The 17,113-nt window shown below is 40.3% G+C and carries 8 protein-coding genes; 3 read left to right on the forward strand and 5 right to left on the reverse strand.

Annotated elements, in window-relative coordinates; genetic code table 11:
- The first annotated feature begins 87 nt into the window (after positions 1–87).
- From KO495_RS13120 to KO495_RS13130, 3 genes are all read left to right on the forward strand, one after another.
- Positions 88–990 carry a M14 family metallocarboxypeptidase gene (locus tag KO495_RS13120; protein WP_215980861.1) on the forward strand — a complete coding sequence of 301 codons (903 nt, stop codon included), beginning with the start codon at positions 88–90 and terminating at the stop codon, positions 988–990.
- A gap of 121 nt (positions 991–1,111) precedes the next feature.
- Entirely contained in the window at positions 1,112–2,365 is a 1,254-nt protein-coding gene (locus KO495_RS13125) for a GNAT family N-acetyltransferase (protein ID WP_215980862.1), read from the forward strand.
- A gap of 52 nt (positions 2,366–2,417) precedes the next feature.
- Positions 2,418–3,023, forward strand: coding sequence for a DUF938 domain-containing protein (locus tag KO495_RS13130; RefSeq protein WP_215980863.1), 606 nt, complete (start codon positions 2,418–2,420; stop codon positions 3,021–3,023).
- A gap of 52 nt (positions 3,024–3,075) precedes the next feature.
- Here KO495_RS13130 and pbpC read toward each other — a convergent pair whose 3' ends face one another.
- The 5 genes from pbpC to fdhD form a co-directional block, all read right to left on the reverse strand.
- Entirely contained in the window at positions 3,076–5,634 is a 2,559-nt protein-coding gene (gene pbpC, locus KO495_RS13135; RefSeq protein WP_215980864.1) for a penicillin-binding protein 1C, read from the reverse strand.
- A gap of 36 nt (positions 5,635–5,670) precedes the next feature.
- Positions 5,671–10,671 (reverse strand): alpha-2-macroglobulin, encoded by a 5,001-nt coding sequence (locus KO495_RS13140; RefSeq protein WP_215980865.1) that lies wholly within the window; start codon positions 10,669–10,671, stop codon positions 5,671–5,673.
- Between the two features lie 296 nt (positions 10,672–10,967).
- Entirely contained in the window at positions 10,968–13,439 is a 2,472-nt protein-coding gene (locus KO495_RS13145) for an EAL domain-containing protein (protein ID WP_215981063.1), read from the reverse strand.
- 364 nt (positions 13,440–13,803) lie between these two features.
- Positions 13,804–16,089 (reverse strand): FdhF/YdeP family oxidoreductase, encoded by a 2,286-nt coding sequence (locus tag KO495_RS13150; RefSeq protein WP_215980866.1) that lies wholly within the window; start codon positions 16,087–16,089, stop codon positions 13,804–13,806.
- Between the two features lie 64 nt (positions 16,090–16,153).
- Positions 16,154–16,975 carry a formate dehydrogenase accessory sulfurtransferase FdhD gene (fdhD, locus tag KO495_RS13155; RefSeq protein WP_215980867.1) on the reverse strand — a complete coding sequence of 274 codons (822 nt, stop codon included), beginning with the start codon at positions 16,973–16,975 and terminating at the stop codon, positions 16,154–16,156.
- Between the last annotated feature and the right edge of the window lie 138 nt (positions 16,976–17,113).

The following is a 17,113-nucleotide window of genomic DNA, read 5'->3' on the forward strand; positions in this document are numbered from 1 at the left end:
TTTCAATTTGTTAAATATCTCTTAAGCCGAGCTCAGGTTAAGTAATAATACTGATAAAGTTATCGCACAAAAATAAGGTGAAAATGTATGTATGATATTGGCAGCCCAGGTGTCACTTGGGGCGATAAAGAAAAAAAACAGTGGTTTAACAAGCAAGTGATTAAACGCTCATATCACGATGAGGTGTTACTGAAAGTATTACCATTAGCGTCACTTTTTGATGTTGAGCAATATGGCGCGTTAACCATTGATAAAGCTCGCTATCCGTTATATGCCATTAAAAGTAAAAACTGGCAAGCCGATAAAAAAACGGTGTTAGTGACTGGTGGCGTTCATGGTTATGAAACCAGTGGTGTGCAAGGGGCAATACGTTTTGCACAAACGCAGGCTCAAGATTATCAAACATTGTTTAATGTTATTATTTTACCATGTATCAGCCCATGGGGTTATGAAACGATTAATCGTTGGAACCCAAAAGCAATTGATCCTAATCGTTCATTTTATGCAAATAGTCCTGCAGAAGAGTCTGCTGCTGCGCTGAACTTAATGCAGTCATTAGACACTGAAATTTATCTGCATATTGATTTACATGAAACTACTGATACCGATAATTCAGAATTTAGACCAGCGCTCGCAGCACGTGATGCCACAGTACATGACAACTGGAATATTCCTGATGGCTTTTATTTAGTCGGTGATAGCACTAAAGCGCAAGCAGACTTTCAAAAAGCGGTTATTACTGGCGTTGAAGCGGTTACACATATTGCTCCTGCAGATGATTCAGGCAAACTTATCGGTGTAGATATTGAGCAGCACGGCGTTATAAACTATGCCGCGCGTGAACTTGGTTTATGTATGGGGTTAACAGATGCAAAATTTGTGACTACAACCGAAGTTTACCCTGACAGCCCAAATGCCGATGATGAAAACTGTATTCTTGCGCAAGTGGCAGCAATTACCTCAGCGATAGCGTATGCTAAAAACAATTAAGATTATTTTTTATCGTTAAGCTTATCTGCGTTAAGTCGGCTTGCTTGAGTCGACTTTTTAATAGTGCAATGAACTTAATAGCCCAGCTTTCAGTATATATTTTAAGGTGTGTAGCATTTCAATGCCGATAACATTTGTTGATAGCCTTGCCAATATTAGTCAGCGTGATTGGCAAGCGCTTAATTGCTCTAATTCACCTTTTTTAAGTTATGATTTCTTTCATGCTTTAGAGGAAAGTCAGTTGGCTACTGCTGAGCAAGGATGGCAGCCTCATCATATGGTGGTTAGCCAAAGGGCAGAATCATTAAAGCATGCTAGCTCCAGCATAAGCCCAGCGACTAATGTTGACGATAACTCAGACGCTAAAGCTAATGTTACCGCCATATTACCCTTGTACCTTAAGTCACACTCATGGGGGGAGTATGTGTTTGACTGGAGCTGGGCACAGGCCTATGACGATCACAACATTCCTTATTACCCTAAATTGGTTGGCACCATTCCATTTACTCCGGTTACCAGCCCTAAATTATTAGGGGATTTAACACTGCATGATACTTTCTCATTATTAAGTGAGCACTGCCAGCAGCACAATATTCACAGTTGGCATTTACTTTTTTGTCAGCAAAACCAGGTGACGCAAAGCGATGCTAATACCGCTGAGGCTTTACCTGACGACGTGTACTTACGCCATACGGTTCAGTTTAATTGGTTTAATCGTGATTACACCAGCTTTGATGATTTCCTAAGTCGCTTTAATGCGCGTAAACGAAAAAACACCCGTAAAGAAAGAGCGTCTATCACTCAGCAAAATATTACCATTAAGCGAGTTAACGGCGCTGATATTACCGCGCAGCAGTTAGAGTTTTTCTATTTAAGTTATCAATTAACTTATTTAAAAAAGGGTCACCAGCCACATTTGAGTTTAGCTTTTTTTCAACAGGTGCTATCAAGCTTAGCCGACAACATTTTATTAGTGATTGCTAGTCGCGATCAGGTAGCAAACGAGAATAATAAAAATAATGTTGAAGTAGAGAATATTGCCTGCGCTTTATTCTTCTTTGATGACACCCATTTGTACGGCAGGTATTGGGGTTGTACAGAGCCAATTAAAAACTTACATTTTGAGCTTTGTTATTATCAAGGAATAGAATTTTGCATTGAGCATAAATTACAATGCTTTAACCCAGGTACTCAAGGAGAACATAAAATTCAGCGTGGCTTTGAACCCGTATTAACGCATTCATATCATTGGGTTAAAAACCCTAGCTTTCAGCCGAGTATAAAAGACTTTTGCCAGCGAGAGCGTGAACATATGCAGGTTTATTTACAACAATGTCAGCAAGCGCTGCCGTTTTCTCAGGTGGCTAGCCGCTAAGTGGTCACAGGTTACAGATGCTTAGCAATAACAACGTAGTAAAAGGAATGTTATGGAACTTACCTATTCACAAGCTTGTGAAAATAATAAAACCGCAATTTTAGCGGTATTACAGCGAGTATTTTTACAGAGTAAGCAAGTACTCGAAATAGGCTCAGGTACTGGGCAACATGCACTTTATTTCTCTGCGAATTTACCGCAGCTTACTTGGCAACCGAGTGATTTATTAATCAATCACCCCAGTATTATTTATCGTCAAGAAAACGAGGGCAGTGCTAATTTATTACCGCCACTGTTACTGGATTTGAATGAACCTTGGCAAGCTAGTGCGTCGTTAACCAAAAAGGTTGACGGTATTTTTACCGCAAACACTTTGCATATTGTAAGTTGGGCGTTAGTCGAAAAGTTCTTTGTTGGCGTCGCTGAAAATTTAAGTGCGGGTGGAATCTTGTGTATTTATGGCCCTTTTAATTACCATGGGCAATATACCAGTCAAAGCAATGCTGATTTTGATCTTTGGCTAAAAGATCGTGATAGCAACAGTGCCATTCGCGACTTTGAAAAAATTACAGAACTTGCCAGCTCTGTTGGGTTATCGCTTATTGAAGATAATACAATGCCTGCGAATAATCGTTTATTGGTTTTTAAGCTGCAATAACGTAATTTATTCAGCTAAGGTGAGTTAGGGTAAACTGAGTGTTAAAGCTTAACTATTGCAAGGTGATCATAACCATATCGGTATTACCCGCTTGATCTTGCACTATAATTTGCTGCTTGCCTTGCTCAACCTTAGCACCACCAGTAATAGCACTTGAAAATTCATGGTTGATACTTTCATTGTTCTCACTTTGATAACGAAACTCACCGTTAATGTACCAGCTTTTTTTACCACTACCGCCCACTGTTTTAAGCACTATACTAGGAGCTTCACCGTTCTTACCTGATCTTCGATAAATACTATTGTTTTCAATGCCGACAATATTAAGCGTCGCACTACTTGATAATAAAGTCTCTGCACATTGCTCGTCACTTTGCGGAATAAGCGTGCTACGCTGATAACGTTTACTGAGCCATGGCTCAAGAACCTTTGGCCATAACGCTACTTGTTTACGCTCTTTGGGGTTCACTAAGCAGTCAATTGACACCCGACGCTGGTTGTTAGGGTTGAGCCAGTAGTTAAAAAGCCCGTTTTGCCATGCGTCACTATCAGCGCTATGCCATGTTGGGGGAATTACTTGATCAATAATCCATGCTTGATGTTTTTGTTGGCAAAAGGCTTTGTTGTCCTCTGAATATTTAGTGCCTAATGGCCAACAAATCATTTCAGCAGTTATATTATCTGGCTTAATGATTTCTTGCGGGCTATTTGGCAATTGGTCCGCCACTTTAAATAGCAAAGGCCCTGCGGTTATACCGCCATAATGACCGGGCATTGCTGTGCCATCGGGCCGCCCTAGCCAAACACCAATAGTATATTTTTTATTAACGCCTATTGCCCAAGAGTCTCGATAACCATAACTGGTGCCCGTTTTCCATGCCAAGGTGTTATGGCTGTTTGCCTTGCTAAGTCTTGCCGCTAGCGTATTAATGCTATCAGGGCGCTTAATACCTGAAAGTGTTTTTTGAATTACCCATGAACTCGCGGGGGATAATAACTGTCGAGTTACTTTGGGTTGAGCGAGTTGTTCTTGTAAATAACGTAATTGATGCACTTTTCCTTGGTTAGCCAGCGCTGAATATTGTTGTACTAATTGTGCTAACGATGTTCCCGCACCGCCTAATATCACCGCAAGGTTTGGTTGATTATCAGGAATAGATAAATGTAATCCGGCGTTGTCTAATTGACTAACAAAGCGGTTAACGCCATAGCGATCAAGTAAATCTACCGCTGGCATATTTAATGAGCGTTGTAATGCGCTGTGAGCCGATACTGGCCCATTGAAAGCACCATTAAAGTTGGCGGGGCGGTATTGTCCTTTATTTCTTGGTACATCAGCCAACAATGAATGGGAATGAATTAACCCGTCATCTAAGGCTAAACCATATAAAAAAGGCTTTAAGGTTGAGCCCGGTGAGCGTGTTGCTTGGATCATATCAACATAACCAAAACGTTTGCTATTGGCAAAGTCTGCAGTGCCTAAGTAAGCTTTGACTGTTGAGGTGGTATTGTCGACCACCAACACTGCAGCGGAGCTTTTTTTGGGTAAACGTACCATGTAGGCATTCACTAGCTCTTGTAAGCCTTGTTGTAATTCAGTATTGATCGTGCTTTTAATGACAGACTGAGTTGGTGATTGATTCAGTAACCGTCTGGCAAGTAATGGTGCTAACTGTTGGGGTTTAAAGCTGGCGCTATAGACTTGTTCGAGTTTAGCGTCCTTGATCTCGCTTTGAGACCAAACGCCAAAGTCGGCCAGACGTTGTAAAACTTTATCGCGCGCCCGTTGAGCTGCTTCATTATGTAAATCAGGACGATAGCGCGTTGGCGCTTGTGGTAATACTGCTAATAGTGCCGCCTCGGCGTGAGTGAGTGTTGAAGCTGGTTTATTTAAGTAGGTATAACTGGCTGCTTGTACACCTTCAATAGTGCCGCCAAAAGGCGCAGTGTTGAGGTATATTTGTAAAATTTGTGATTTTTCTAAATGCCATTCTAGTTGTAGCGTACGTAATACTTGCTGGAATTTACCGGTAAAGCTACGGGCATGAGGGTGCAATATACGCGCAACTTGCATCGATAAGGTTGAGCCACCAGAAATAATTTTCCCCGCGCTAATATTTTGATAACTTGCACGTAATAATGATAAAGGGTTAATGCCATAATGCTGCCAAAACCAGCGATCTTCATAGTTAAGTAAAGCTTCAATATACAAAGGCGATACTTGCGATAAGCTGATTGGGTAGCGCCAAATGCCATTATTATCGGCAAAAGTACGTAACAGTCTATCGTTTTCATCAACAACAACGCGAGCAAATTGCTTTTTTGTTTGTTTACTTTGGTTTTGTGCTGAGCCGTCATTCAAGCGGTTATGAGCTGTTGAATGATAGACGGCATGCGGTAAATTCAGTGGGTAGCAATAATCAAGGATGATTGCGCTTGTGGTGAACAATAATAAAAAGCCACTAAATAGCAATGCTAAGCGTAGCTTTTTATTGAAAATTAAGTGTGTTTTGAGTGATAACAACCAAACTTTTGGGTGATATTTTTTCCACCCAGATCTCGGTTTTTTGAGATGCTTTAGTGTTTTATGGTTGTTATCACTAGTTGTCATGAAAAATTTCTACTTCTTATTAGCCTGAATGTCAGACTATTTACGTTTAGGCTGGCTAACATTGATGTCAGGTGTTGCATTGCCAATACCACGTAGTTCAGGTCTATACATATCTTCAACCAATGAAGAGGGTACTTTATAAGTTCCTGGCGTTACCGCTCGGGCTAAATAGAATAGCTGTACGGTATGACCTTGATAAACTTCTAAGGCTGCGACAAAGCGATCGTCTCTAAATTCTTGATGCTTTAGCGGGCTTTGTTGCTGCCAATGGCTAATGCTTTTGCCGTCAACCATAATTTCATCAAGTTTAATGCTGTGAGCTAAGTTTTGATTTTCTAGCTCAAAGCCTGCAGGAAGTAAATCAATAACCATAGCATCAGGTGTTCTTTGTTTCGCGTTAACGGTTAGGTTGACTAAGAACAACTCACCAACAGTAACGTTTTTAATTGAAACTTCTTTGCCTTTTAGCGTAAGCCAGCGACGTTGTATTGCCAGACCGTTAGCACTTTCAGCAGGGGCTTTTTTGCTATAGCCGTTAAGGCTAATACTTGCTAGTAGCGGTGTTTCATTAGTTGAGGTAATACTGACAGGTGTTTGTAAACTACTTGCTGGTAATGGCTGACTATAAGCGTCTGTTTGACTTAAGCTTGCGGTGGCCGCGTTAAGTAATAAATCAGCAGACCAAAGCTTATTGTTTATCTGATTATCTTTCAGTGATAACCCAGCTAAAAATAATGCATTGCGCTCTTGAGTGCTAAAGTATTGTCGCTGATTAACTAATTCAGCCAAGGTAAAGCTTAAAGCAATTGCTTGCTCTGGGCTTTGTTTATGTTTGAGCATTAAGTGGATCATCATTGCTAAATCACGGACTTGGCTACCGTAATCAGCTAAGTAACGCGTTCTTTTTTTGGGCAGGTTTTTTAACGCACTGGCGAATAAAGTATTACTACGCTTTTTATCGCCCATATTTGCCAATGCCAGTGCCAGTTGTATTTGTGATAAACCGCTACGAGCCTCTTTAGCATGGTTACTAGCAAGGCTACGTAACGTCCCTAAAGGTGCTTGGTTGACTCGTGACAATACATAAGCGGCATACGCTTTATAAGCAAAGTTGTAATGCTTGGCGTCATCGCTCCAGCGCTCGTTATAAAAACGACCTGAATGAGCAAGGTAGCGCTGTAATCGCTTTAATGTGTCAGCCAATAACGCTTCAGGAACATTGACCCCCATATCACGAGCATTTAATAAAAAATCGCCGACATAAGCGGTTAACCAATGCTCTTCCTCTGAAGTATTACTCCATAAGCCATAACCGCCATTACTTAATTGTAAGGTTGCTAAACGCTCAATTCCTTTATTAATCATCGCTAAGCGTTCACTTTCACTCACGCTTTTTATGCCCATTAACTTTTGTTTGTCGGGGCTGGCGAAAATGAGCGGGTAAACTCGACTGCTGGTTTGTTCTAAACAGCCGTATGGATACTGCATTAAATGGCTTAACTGATTTTGTAAGTTAATATCAGCGCGGTTGGCTATAGATACAGAGGCTTGGAGTGTTTCTGGAATTAAGCTATTTACCTGTGCTAAATCAAGTGACAACTGCTCACCTTGCATTAACACCTTTTGTGTTTTAGTTAAGGTTGCTGGGTAAGCGGGGCGTAAGCCAAGTTGCCATTGCTGATTAATACCCTCGTTAAGTTTTTCTCCAGTAACGGCCAAGTTAAACTGTGCTTTTCCGCTGGCTGCTTGTGCTGTTACTTGATAAGTTAGTGTTTCTTTTATGCCATTGGATAAGGTTATTGTTTGGCTGTTATTAAGCGCTTTTACAGCACCAGAGGCGCTAAAACTAACCTGGAGTACTTGTTCGGCGCCACTGAGGTTAGTAATATCTAACGCGATAGTGGTTTTATCGCCCATAGCTAAAAAGCGTGGCATGGCAATTTGGGTGACTACAGGAGCGGCAATCGTAATGTTTTGCTCTGCATGGCCAAATTCATCATCAGTAAAAGCAACAGCCATCAATTTTAATTGACCATTAAAGTCTGGAATATCTAATTCAATCTCAGCTTCACCAGCATCGTTAAGAGTAACTAAACCACTAAAGAGTGACACAATTTGCACATCTGACTGTGGTGCTTTACCGCCACGAGTTAAATCACTGTCGCCACCAAAGCGTAAGTTGGCTTTTTCTGCTTGGCTTATTTCAATCACCTTATGATAAACATCACGTACATCAACACTGTATCGACGTTGGCCAAAAAATGCGTTGAAAGGATCGGGCGTTTTAAAGTCGGTGATACTGAGTACGCCAACATCAACCGCGGCTAAGGTAACAAAAGCTTTGCTTGATTTATTGGTAGTGTTGGTAGCGTTTTGCGCATGGGCAACGTTAACTTTTACCGTTAATTTTTTATTCGGTAAGGATTTTTCTGGCGCATCAACGCTAATATTTAGTTGTCGACTACTGCGCTCTAGCGGTAAATGTATTAAGCCAAAACTACGCTTAGGGGTAATACTTTTAATGTTATTGCCAGCTTGTAAAACAACAGCACTAATATAGAGGTTATGTTGTTGCCACGCTTTTGATAGCGGAATCTCAACAATAGAACCTTCACTAGGAATACTAATACGCTGCATCCATAGCGGAGTGTCACCTTCTACCATAATAATGGCTTCGCCTGCTTGCGGTGGAATAACTTTGACCTTAACAGTATCGCCGGCGGCATAAGCGGCTTTATCTAGCGCCATAGTGATTTTGTCTGGTTTAGCAGCGCCACTGCCATTTTGTGCTTGTTGCCAATCTTCATACCAGTTAGTACCAGCATAAAATTGTTTGCTAGTTAAGAGGTTATTAGCGGGATCTCTAACCTCTAGACGATAACGACCCCATTCAACAGGAAATTGTACTTGCGCACTTTCGTTCGCTTTAATATTAACGGTGGTAGTTAGCTCAACAAATTCTTTATCGTTCCACTGGTAGTGCCAACCTTGATTGTCGGTGTAAACCCAAAAGTAACGACGGTCTTCTCTAATGAGTTTGACATCCAGATTATTGGCAGCATATTTTTTACCGTCGAGAGAGGCTTTGATAATGTCAAAGCTTACCTTTGAGTTAGCTTCTGGGTTGTTATTACCAAAACTACTACGAATGCCTAGTAGTTTCTCTTGAGGCCAAACTAAACCTGAATATGCTCGTGAAACGGGACGTCCACCAGACTCATATAAACTACTAATAAATTGTACTCGTAGCGGGCTGTTAAGCTCTGACAAGTTGTCATTAAAGCTAATACTCCCTCGTCCGTTGGCATCAAGTTCAATATCACTTAATTGACTACGGCTATTAAAGGTAACCTCTTGGCTATTACCGAACTCAAATAGCGGTAAACTTACTACTGGGTTACGCCATTGAGAAACATTAACCTCGGTTGATAAACGGTTACCAGACGCTGGTGCGCCATATAAATATTCCCCTAAAATATCAACCGTTAAGGGTTTGCTTTTTGTACTTACTACGCGCTTATCTTCATTTTTGGGGTTGAAGGTTAGTTTTAAACGCTCAGGTAAAAACTCTTCTACTTTAAAGTCAAAAGTGAATATTTCATCGGTTATGCTAGCAACATTTAGTTGCCAATTACCCACTTGAGCGCTCTTGGGAATTGACCACGCGTGGTGATAATAGCTTTGCTCATTACCAGCCCATTTAAAGGTTTTTACTTGCGTGCCGTCAGGGCTAATAATGGTTGCGGTTAAAATGCTATTTGAGATCAAGCCACCATCTTTATTGCGTAGTAAGGCATTAAAGTTAATTATTTCGCCAGGACGGTACAAATCACGTGGTGCGTAAATAAATAGTGTTTGTGGTTTACTTGGACGTAGCCCTAAGTCAAATTCAGACAGATCTAATGCTGGTTTATGGATTTCGATTACCGAAAAGTGTTGCTCACTTTTTGCAATTATCAGCGAAGCGAAGTTAAGGTTACTGGTAAATGAAGCTTGACCGCTAGGTGAGGTTAGTCCTTGTTGTAGTATTTCCCCTTGATTATTTAATAAGCTGATTTCAACTTGCGCTAAGGCTTTACCCGATGTTAATGATGATGCAAAAACGTCTATCTGATTATCATAAAAGCGCGCATGTAAGCCAATGTCGGTAACAGAGAACCACATCATTTGTTGTTTATTATAAGTGCCAGCCTTGGTCATAACTGCTAAGTAAATTCCTGGGTTTTCAAGGACTGTAATACCCGCGATATCAATACTGCGTTCTACGCGAGTATTTTTAGGCGCGTTTAACTCGTATCGGCCAGTATAAGCTAAATCACCAAACTGAGTGACACGCTCAACTCCCCAGTAGTGGCGGTTGTATTGCATTTCATCTAAAAATCGTTGTTGATCTTTCTCTCGAATGCGGTAGAAATTTATATCAACCGAATCGGTATTAACGCTAACAACAGGTAAACCATTGCCTAACCCTTGGGTTAAAAAGGCGCCAGTGGTATTAAAGTTAATGCTGGCAGTGAGACTATTGGTTGTTACTTCATGGCTTTGTACTTGCTTTAACCTTTGACCATTTGCAGCAACAAGCCCTTGATAAATGGTAATGTCATAAGTTTTTTCTGGTTCAGTATAGGAAAACCACGCAACTTTTCCTGACTTAGAAAGCACCCAAGCACCGTCAATAACGCCAGATTTTTTACGACTGATATTGAAATACTTTTGATGATCTTTTGCGGGATCTAAGGGGACAGATAAAGTAACGGCAATGGAGTTTTTACCATTACGGCTACGTTCAGACACATCAAGTACCGTTAATGGCACATTAGCGTAATCTTGCTGTACTTGCTGAAGATTAAAGGTGGCTTCAGGTATAGGACTGTTTTTAGGGGACGTTGTTGTAGAGTTTCCGTCCTGAGAGGAGATTTCAGGCTTCGTTGCAGTGCTTGACGCTGGTGATTGGTCATTGTTGCAACCTGCTAATGTCAATAGCGCTAACATTAACGTTATTAGTAAAGCTTGCAATGTTGAGGGGATGGTCTTCATGTCATAGTCCTTTAAGCTTAAGTAATACCCGCTGGCACTTACTTTTATTGGTGCTGATTATAAAGAAATGCTGATGGTAAAGTAAGCCTAACAAGTGAAAGTGGCATGGTGATGGGCGAATAATGATGAAATATGGCAATGTTTATTTGTTAGAAGTAAGTTTGAAGCTTAATAAGAATGCTAACGTTAACTTTTTATTTATGTAATCTGCTAAATTCAACCTAGAACAAAGCGCCAGATAAAAGTTAATTCCTTATTTTATCTGACGCGATATTTATTTTACACTTTTAATAAAGCTATATCGTATCTAGCATAAGTATGCTTGATATATGTTGCTCTGGTGCCGGTTTGCTGTATAGATAGCCTTGTATTATATTGCAGCCATGTTCTAGTAAAAATGACATCTGTGCTTCGTTTTCTACCCCCTCAGCTACAATTTCTAGTTCAAGGTTTTGTGCCAGCATAATAATAGCAGAGGTAATTTGGGCTTCTCGATAGTTGTTGGGTAACTTGGCAATAAAGCTAGCATCAATTTTTATAATATCAATTGGTAAGCGAGTTAAGTAACTCAACGAAGAAAAGCCAGTACCAAAGTCATCTAGGGCTATTTTTATCCCCATTTTCTTTAATTCTTGTAAAATATTTGCGGCATTGTCTAATTGCTTAATGAAGCAGCTTTCGGTTACTTCTATCTCGAGTAACTCTGGTGGTAGCTGACTAATTGATAAAATTGACTTTACCGAAGCAATGAGGTCGCCTTGATGAAAGTGCAATGGTGATATATTTACTGCAATACGACCACAGTTTACGCCGTTATCTAGCCAAGTTTTACGTTGTTGGCATGCTTGTGCTAATACCCAGTTGTCTACTTCAGCAATTAAGCCTAACTCTTCGGCCATAGGAATAAACTGTGCTGGCGATACTTGCCCCAGTGTTGGGTTAGACCAGCGTAATAAAGTTTCAACACCATGTATTTCATCGTTAAGAATATTCTTTTGTAACTGATAATTTAATATCAGCTCATTGTTTTTTAACGCTAAACGAAAGTGATTTTGCATTAAAGAACGCTCTAATGATTGTGCATTCATTGCTGGAGTAAATAGCTGAAATGAGTTTCGACCAATGTCTTTCGCGCGATACATGGCAATATCAGCGTTTTTGAGTAGCTCTGTTTCATTGGTGCCATCGTCAGGGTAAACGGCAATACCAATAGAGGTTGTCACTTGTAAAGTGTGTCCGTCAATATGATAAGGCTGACGAACTTGATCAATAACGCGCTGACAAATTTTGCTGATATGTGAAACTTCTTTGATTTCAGTGAGTAATAGCGTGAACTCATCGCCTCCTAAGCGTGCAACGGTGTCGCCTTCTTTGATACTGTCGGTTAAGCGTTTAGCGATGCTTTGTAATAATTGATCGCCAACACGGTGACCATAGTTGTCATTAATATCTTTGAAATAGTCTAGATCAATAAAGAATAGTGCCACTTTCTCTTGATTTCTATGTGCTGATGCGAGTGCAATGTCAATGCGATCGTAAAACAATCTGCGGTTAGGGAGCTGGGTTAATTCATCATAAAAAGCGAGGTTTTCAATACGCTTTTCAGCCATTTTTCGGTCGCTAATATCGCTGAAAATAGCAGCGAAAGTCTGATTTTTTTGTTTGCTTTCACTGATTTCTATGATGGTTAACCATTGTGGGTAAACTTCTCCATTTTTACGTTTATTCCAAATTTCTCCTTGCCATACTCCTTCGGTGAGTATCGTTTGCCATAGTTCGTGATAAAAGCTTGCACAATGCAACCCTGAGCTAAGTATGTTGGAACGTTTACCAATAACCTCATCTGCTTGATAGCCAGTAACCTTAGTAAAGGCAGGGTTGACTGACATAATTGAGCCATTAGCATTAGTGATCATAATACCGTCTAAAGATGCTTCAATAATTTTTTCAGCAATTAATAGGTGTTGCTTCGATTTTTTTAATGCCACATCACGTTGTTGTACTATTTGATGAAGCTCTTCTACATAAGCAAGCTCTATATCTGACATGATATTGTCCATTGTTAACAGACCAATTATCTCATCATGACTATTACATACGGCAAGGTGACGTATGTTGTTATTAATAAGGTGTTGATACGCTGAATAAAGCGAAGTATTACTGTTAACTGTTTGCAAAGGGTAGTTAGCATAGTGCCAAGCACTATCATTATTATATTGTACGCCAGTTAAAATTGTCAGTAAGTCTCGTTCAGTAACTATGCCGTATTGCTGCCTTTGGGTATGGTAAATTAGTGCGGCCGAGCGTTGTGTGTTTTTCATATGTTGCGCAACACAATTAAGGCTATGCTGCTGATTAAGCGACTCGGTTATTTTTTTATAGCTGTTAGCTACTTTTTTCGCTTGTAAGTAATGCTCAATACCTTGGCTTTTTATAACGTCACTTTGACTAACGATACCGATAGGCGAATTATTATTATCGACTACGATAAAATGCCTAATTGCGTGACTACGAAATTTAGCAGAAAGCTCATGCACTAATAAGTTTTGTTGTATGGTAAGAACAGGAGTACTCATTAGTTGGCTAATTTCAGTAATAAAGGTTTTATTTTCATTAAAATTAATTTTACGGCAATCGGCCTCGGTCCATATACCTATTGCTTTACCATTATCTATAACTAAAATTGAACTGATGTTTTTCTGACGCATTCTACTAGCGGCTTTATATATGGGAGTATCAGCAGTACATGTAAGAATATTCATTTGCATGATATCTTTAACAAGTAAAGTACTACGAGAAATCGTATGGCTATGCAAAGCAAACCTCTGTTAACGTGTGTGGGGTAGCTGGGGTTATATTATTTTTCTGGGGCAATGATTTGAATAATACTGCTAACCTAACTTGAGAATATAACTCACTTAAGTTGCTATTTTTTTATGTTAGCAATATTGAGCTGTATTCTCTTTTTAGCGAAGTATCAGCAAATACTTTAACTATTATTTAGGTTATTAAATAAATTGCCACTAGTGTCCAAACAGTAACAAAAATCATTACCGATTATGATGATCTAGCTCAGGTTTTTATGAAATAGCTGTAACTTTGTCGATTAAGTTTTTGTGAGTACTTATCATTTTACGTTGCTGATTTTTGAAGTGTTACGGCAATAGACTTATAAGTTGGCGTGCCACAATCATCAGCCGTGCTTTCAAGTGGTACTAGTGGATTAGTTTCAGGGTAATAAGCGGCAAGGCAGCCACTCGGGATTTGATAAGGAATCACTTTAAAGTGCTGGACACTACGCTCAATACCATCACTAGAAACCGTTTTTATTGTAACGCTATCACCTTCTTTTAGGTGTTGTTTTTCTATATCTTCAGCATTAGCAAATACAACACGCCTTTCGCCATACACGCCACGATACCTGTCATTCATGCCATAAATTGTAGTGTTATATTGGTCATGAGAGCGCAAGGTTTGCAGAGTAAATACTAAAGATTTTGTGTATTGTTCAGCAACTTCAAACGCTAGTTGTTCAGGTAATGCAGTGTGAGAGAACATTGCTTTACTGGTAGCAGTATTCCATTGACGAAGCGCAGCTGGATTTTGTAAATAGAAACCGCGCTTTTCTTCAATGCGTTGATTGTAATCAGTAAAGCCAGGTATCACCGCAGAAATTTCATCTCTAATTAAGCCATAATCATTGGCTAAATTAGACCATGGCACAATACTTTCACCTAAGGTTGCGTTAGCTATACCTGCGACAATGGCGGTTTCAGACTTAAGTAAAGGGCTGGCGGGTTTGTTTTGACCACGCGAACTATGTACCATGCTCATTGAGTCTTCTACGGTAATACATTGTTCCCCGCTGCTTTGATTATCGATTTCAGTACGACCTAAACAAGGGAGAACAAGGGCTTTTTTACCGGTAACAATATGGCTACGATTAAGTTTGGTACTAATATGTACCGTTAAATCGCAGTTTTTTAGCGCTTGATAGGTACGCTCTGTGTCAGGAGTTGCCGCAGCAAAGTTACCACCTAAACCAATAAATACTTTGGCCTGTTTAGCTAACATGGCATGAATAGATTCAACCGTATTAAAACCGTTACTTTTAGGTGGTGTGAAATGATAACGTTGTGCTAACGCTTCTAGAAATGCAGAACTAGGTTTTTCATTAATCCCTACAGTACGGTTACCTTGTACGTTAGAGTGCCCGCGCACAGGGCAAGCACCAGCGCCAGCTTTACCTATATTACCGCGTAATAATAAAACATTAATAAGCTCTTGTACGGTGGCAACCGAATGTTTGTGCTGAGTAATACCCATTGCCCAAGTAAAAATAACCTTGTCGCTATGGGCATAAATATCGGTCATTAACTCAATATCAGCACGAGTCAGTGCGCTTTGTTGTAATATCTTCCCCCAAGAGGTACTTTCAACCGTTTGTTTATATTCTTCAAAACCATGGCAATGACGAGCTATAAAGTCATTATCTAGCATAGTGCTATTGGTTGTCGCGCGTTCAAATAAGCTTTTAGCTATACCACGTAAAATTGCCATATCGCCACCTAAACGCGGCGTAAAATAATGCTGACTAATTGTGGTGCTACTAAAAATGAGCATTTCTTTTGGGCTTTGTGGGTCAGCAAAGTGTTGTAAGCCTTTTTCTTGTAAGTTATTAATGGCGACTATTCGTGCACCGCGCTTACTGGCCTTGCGTAAGGTTCCTAACATGCGTGGGTGATTTGTTCCGGGGTTTTGGCCAAAAACAAAAATTGCATCAGCAAGCTCAAAGTCATCAATAGTAACCGTGCCTTTACCTGTGCCTAAACTACGGGTAACGCCTATACCTGAGGCTTCATGACACATGTTAGAGCAATCGGGGAAATTATTAGTACCATATACACGACCAAATAATTGATACAAATATGCAGCTTCGTTACTCGCTCGACCTGAGGTGTAAAAGAGTGCTTCGTTAGGGGAGGCAAGTTGTTGTAAATTTTCAGCAATAAGCGAGAATGCTTCATCCCAGCTAATAGGGTGATAATGGTCATCACGAGCATCGTATAGCATTGGCTCAGTTAAGCGACCGCTTTTCTCTAGCGAATGGTCGTCCCATTGCTGTAATTCTGTGAGTGAGTGCTGAGCAAAAAACTCAGCGCTGGTGCGTTTTCCTGTAGCTTCCCAGGCAATGGCTTTTACGCCGTTTTCACAAAAATCAATTTTTCCAGCTTTTTTCTCATCGCCCCACGCGCAACCTGGGCAATCAAAGCCACCAGGCTGATTTGCTTTAAGGAGTGTTTTTACCCCTTGAGCAGATTTTTCTGTTTGAATTAAATGCTTAGCAGAGCTTTTTAATGCGCCCCAGCCTCCAGCGGGGTGAGGGTAAGGTGAACCATTTTTTGATGATGTTGACATAAAAACCTCGAGTGCTAAGTAAAATAATTAAAGAATAATCGAATAAGTTAAATAAAAGTGTAAGTTAAGCAAACCGTTTAAGCTGGCGATTACTAAAGCTAAAAAGCACCAGACCTGTTTGCTGTGCAGAGTTTACCGCTAAGTTAGTTGGCTGCGCTAATGTTACTAGCGTTAATATGCCTGCACGCGCAGCTTTTGCAACAAGGTCATGACTACAACGGCTGCTTAGGATAATAAATCCTTGTTGGTAGGTATTGGCCTGTGCCAAGCAACCAATAAGTTTATCTAATGCTGAATGGCGACCGACATCTTCACGATAAGCTAGCGGCTTACCTAATAAGTCAAAGTAAGCAGCGCAGTGATTACCACGTATACCATGGTGTTGTTGCTGTAACTCGTTTAAGCAAGATTTCGCGTTAATTATGGTTTGTTCATTAGGAATATTCGCTAACGTACTTGTTTTGGTGGTACTGACTGCGGTGGTGTTTTTATTGCTGGCGTTGAGTGTGGTTAACAGCATTGCTTCATTGATAGACTCGAGACCACATAAACCGCAGCCCGTTGGCCCAGCTAAAGTACGGCGGCGCTTTTTAAGGCGGTGCTCTGCTCGAGCCGATACGATTAAATTTACTTGTTTCCCGAGCGATAATGGCTCAATGATAATGTCGGTCACTTCACTGATGTGTTCAATAAAACCTTCGCTAAGAGCAAAACCTAAAGCAAAGTCTTCTAGGTTATTGTCTGAGACCATCATTACCGATTGACTAATACCATTAATACAAACCGCTAGGGCTATTTCACAAAGCTGTGCTTGCGCTAAACTCACTTCTTTCTCTTGAGCAGGAAGTGTAGTAGCTGTTGTGACTGTTTGTTTTAGCTGGCTCATAAGTTATCAGTGTTGGTCTTAATGACGATAAATATTAAATGGCAGTAATATGCTGCGCAGGTAGATAAATGAGAGTATATCACCAGCTAAGGATTGAAGATAACAGCTAAGGTTATATTACCTGAGCTCGGCTTAACA

It is taken from the genome of Colwellia sp. D2M02, from assembly GCF_018860755.1.
Lineage (GTDB): Bacteria > Pseudomonadota > Gammaproteobacteria > Enterobacterales > Alteromonadaceae > Colwellia > Colwellia asteriadis.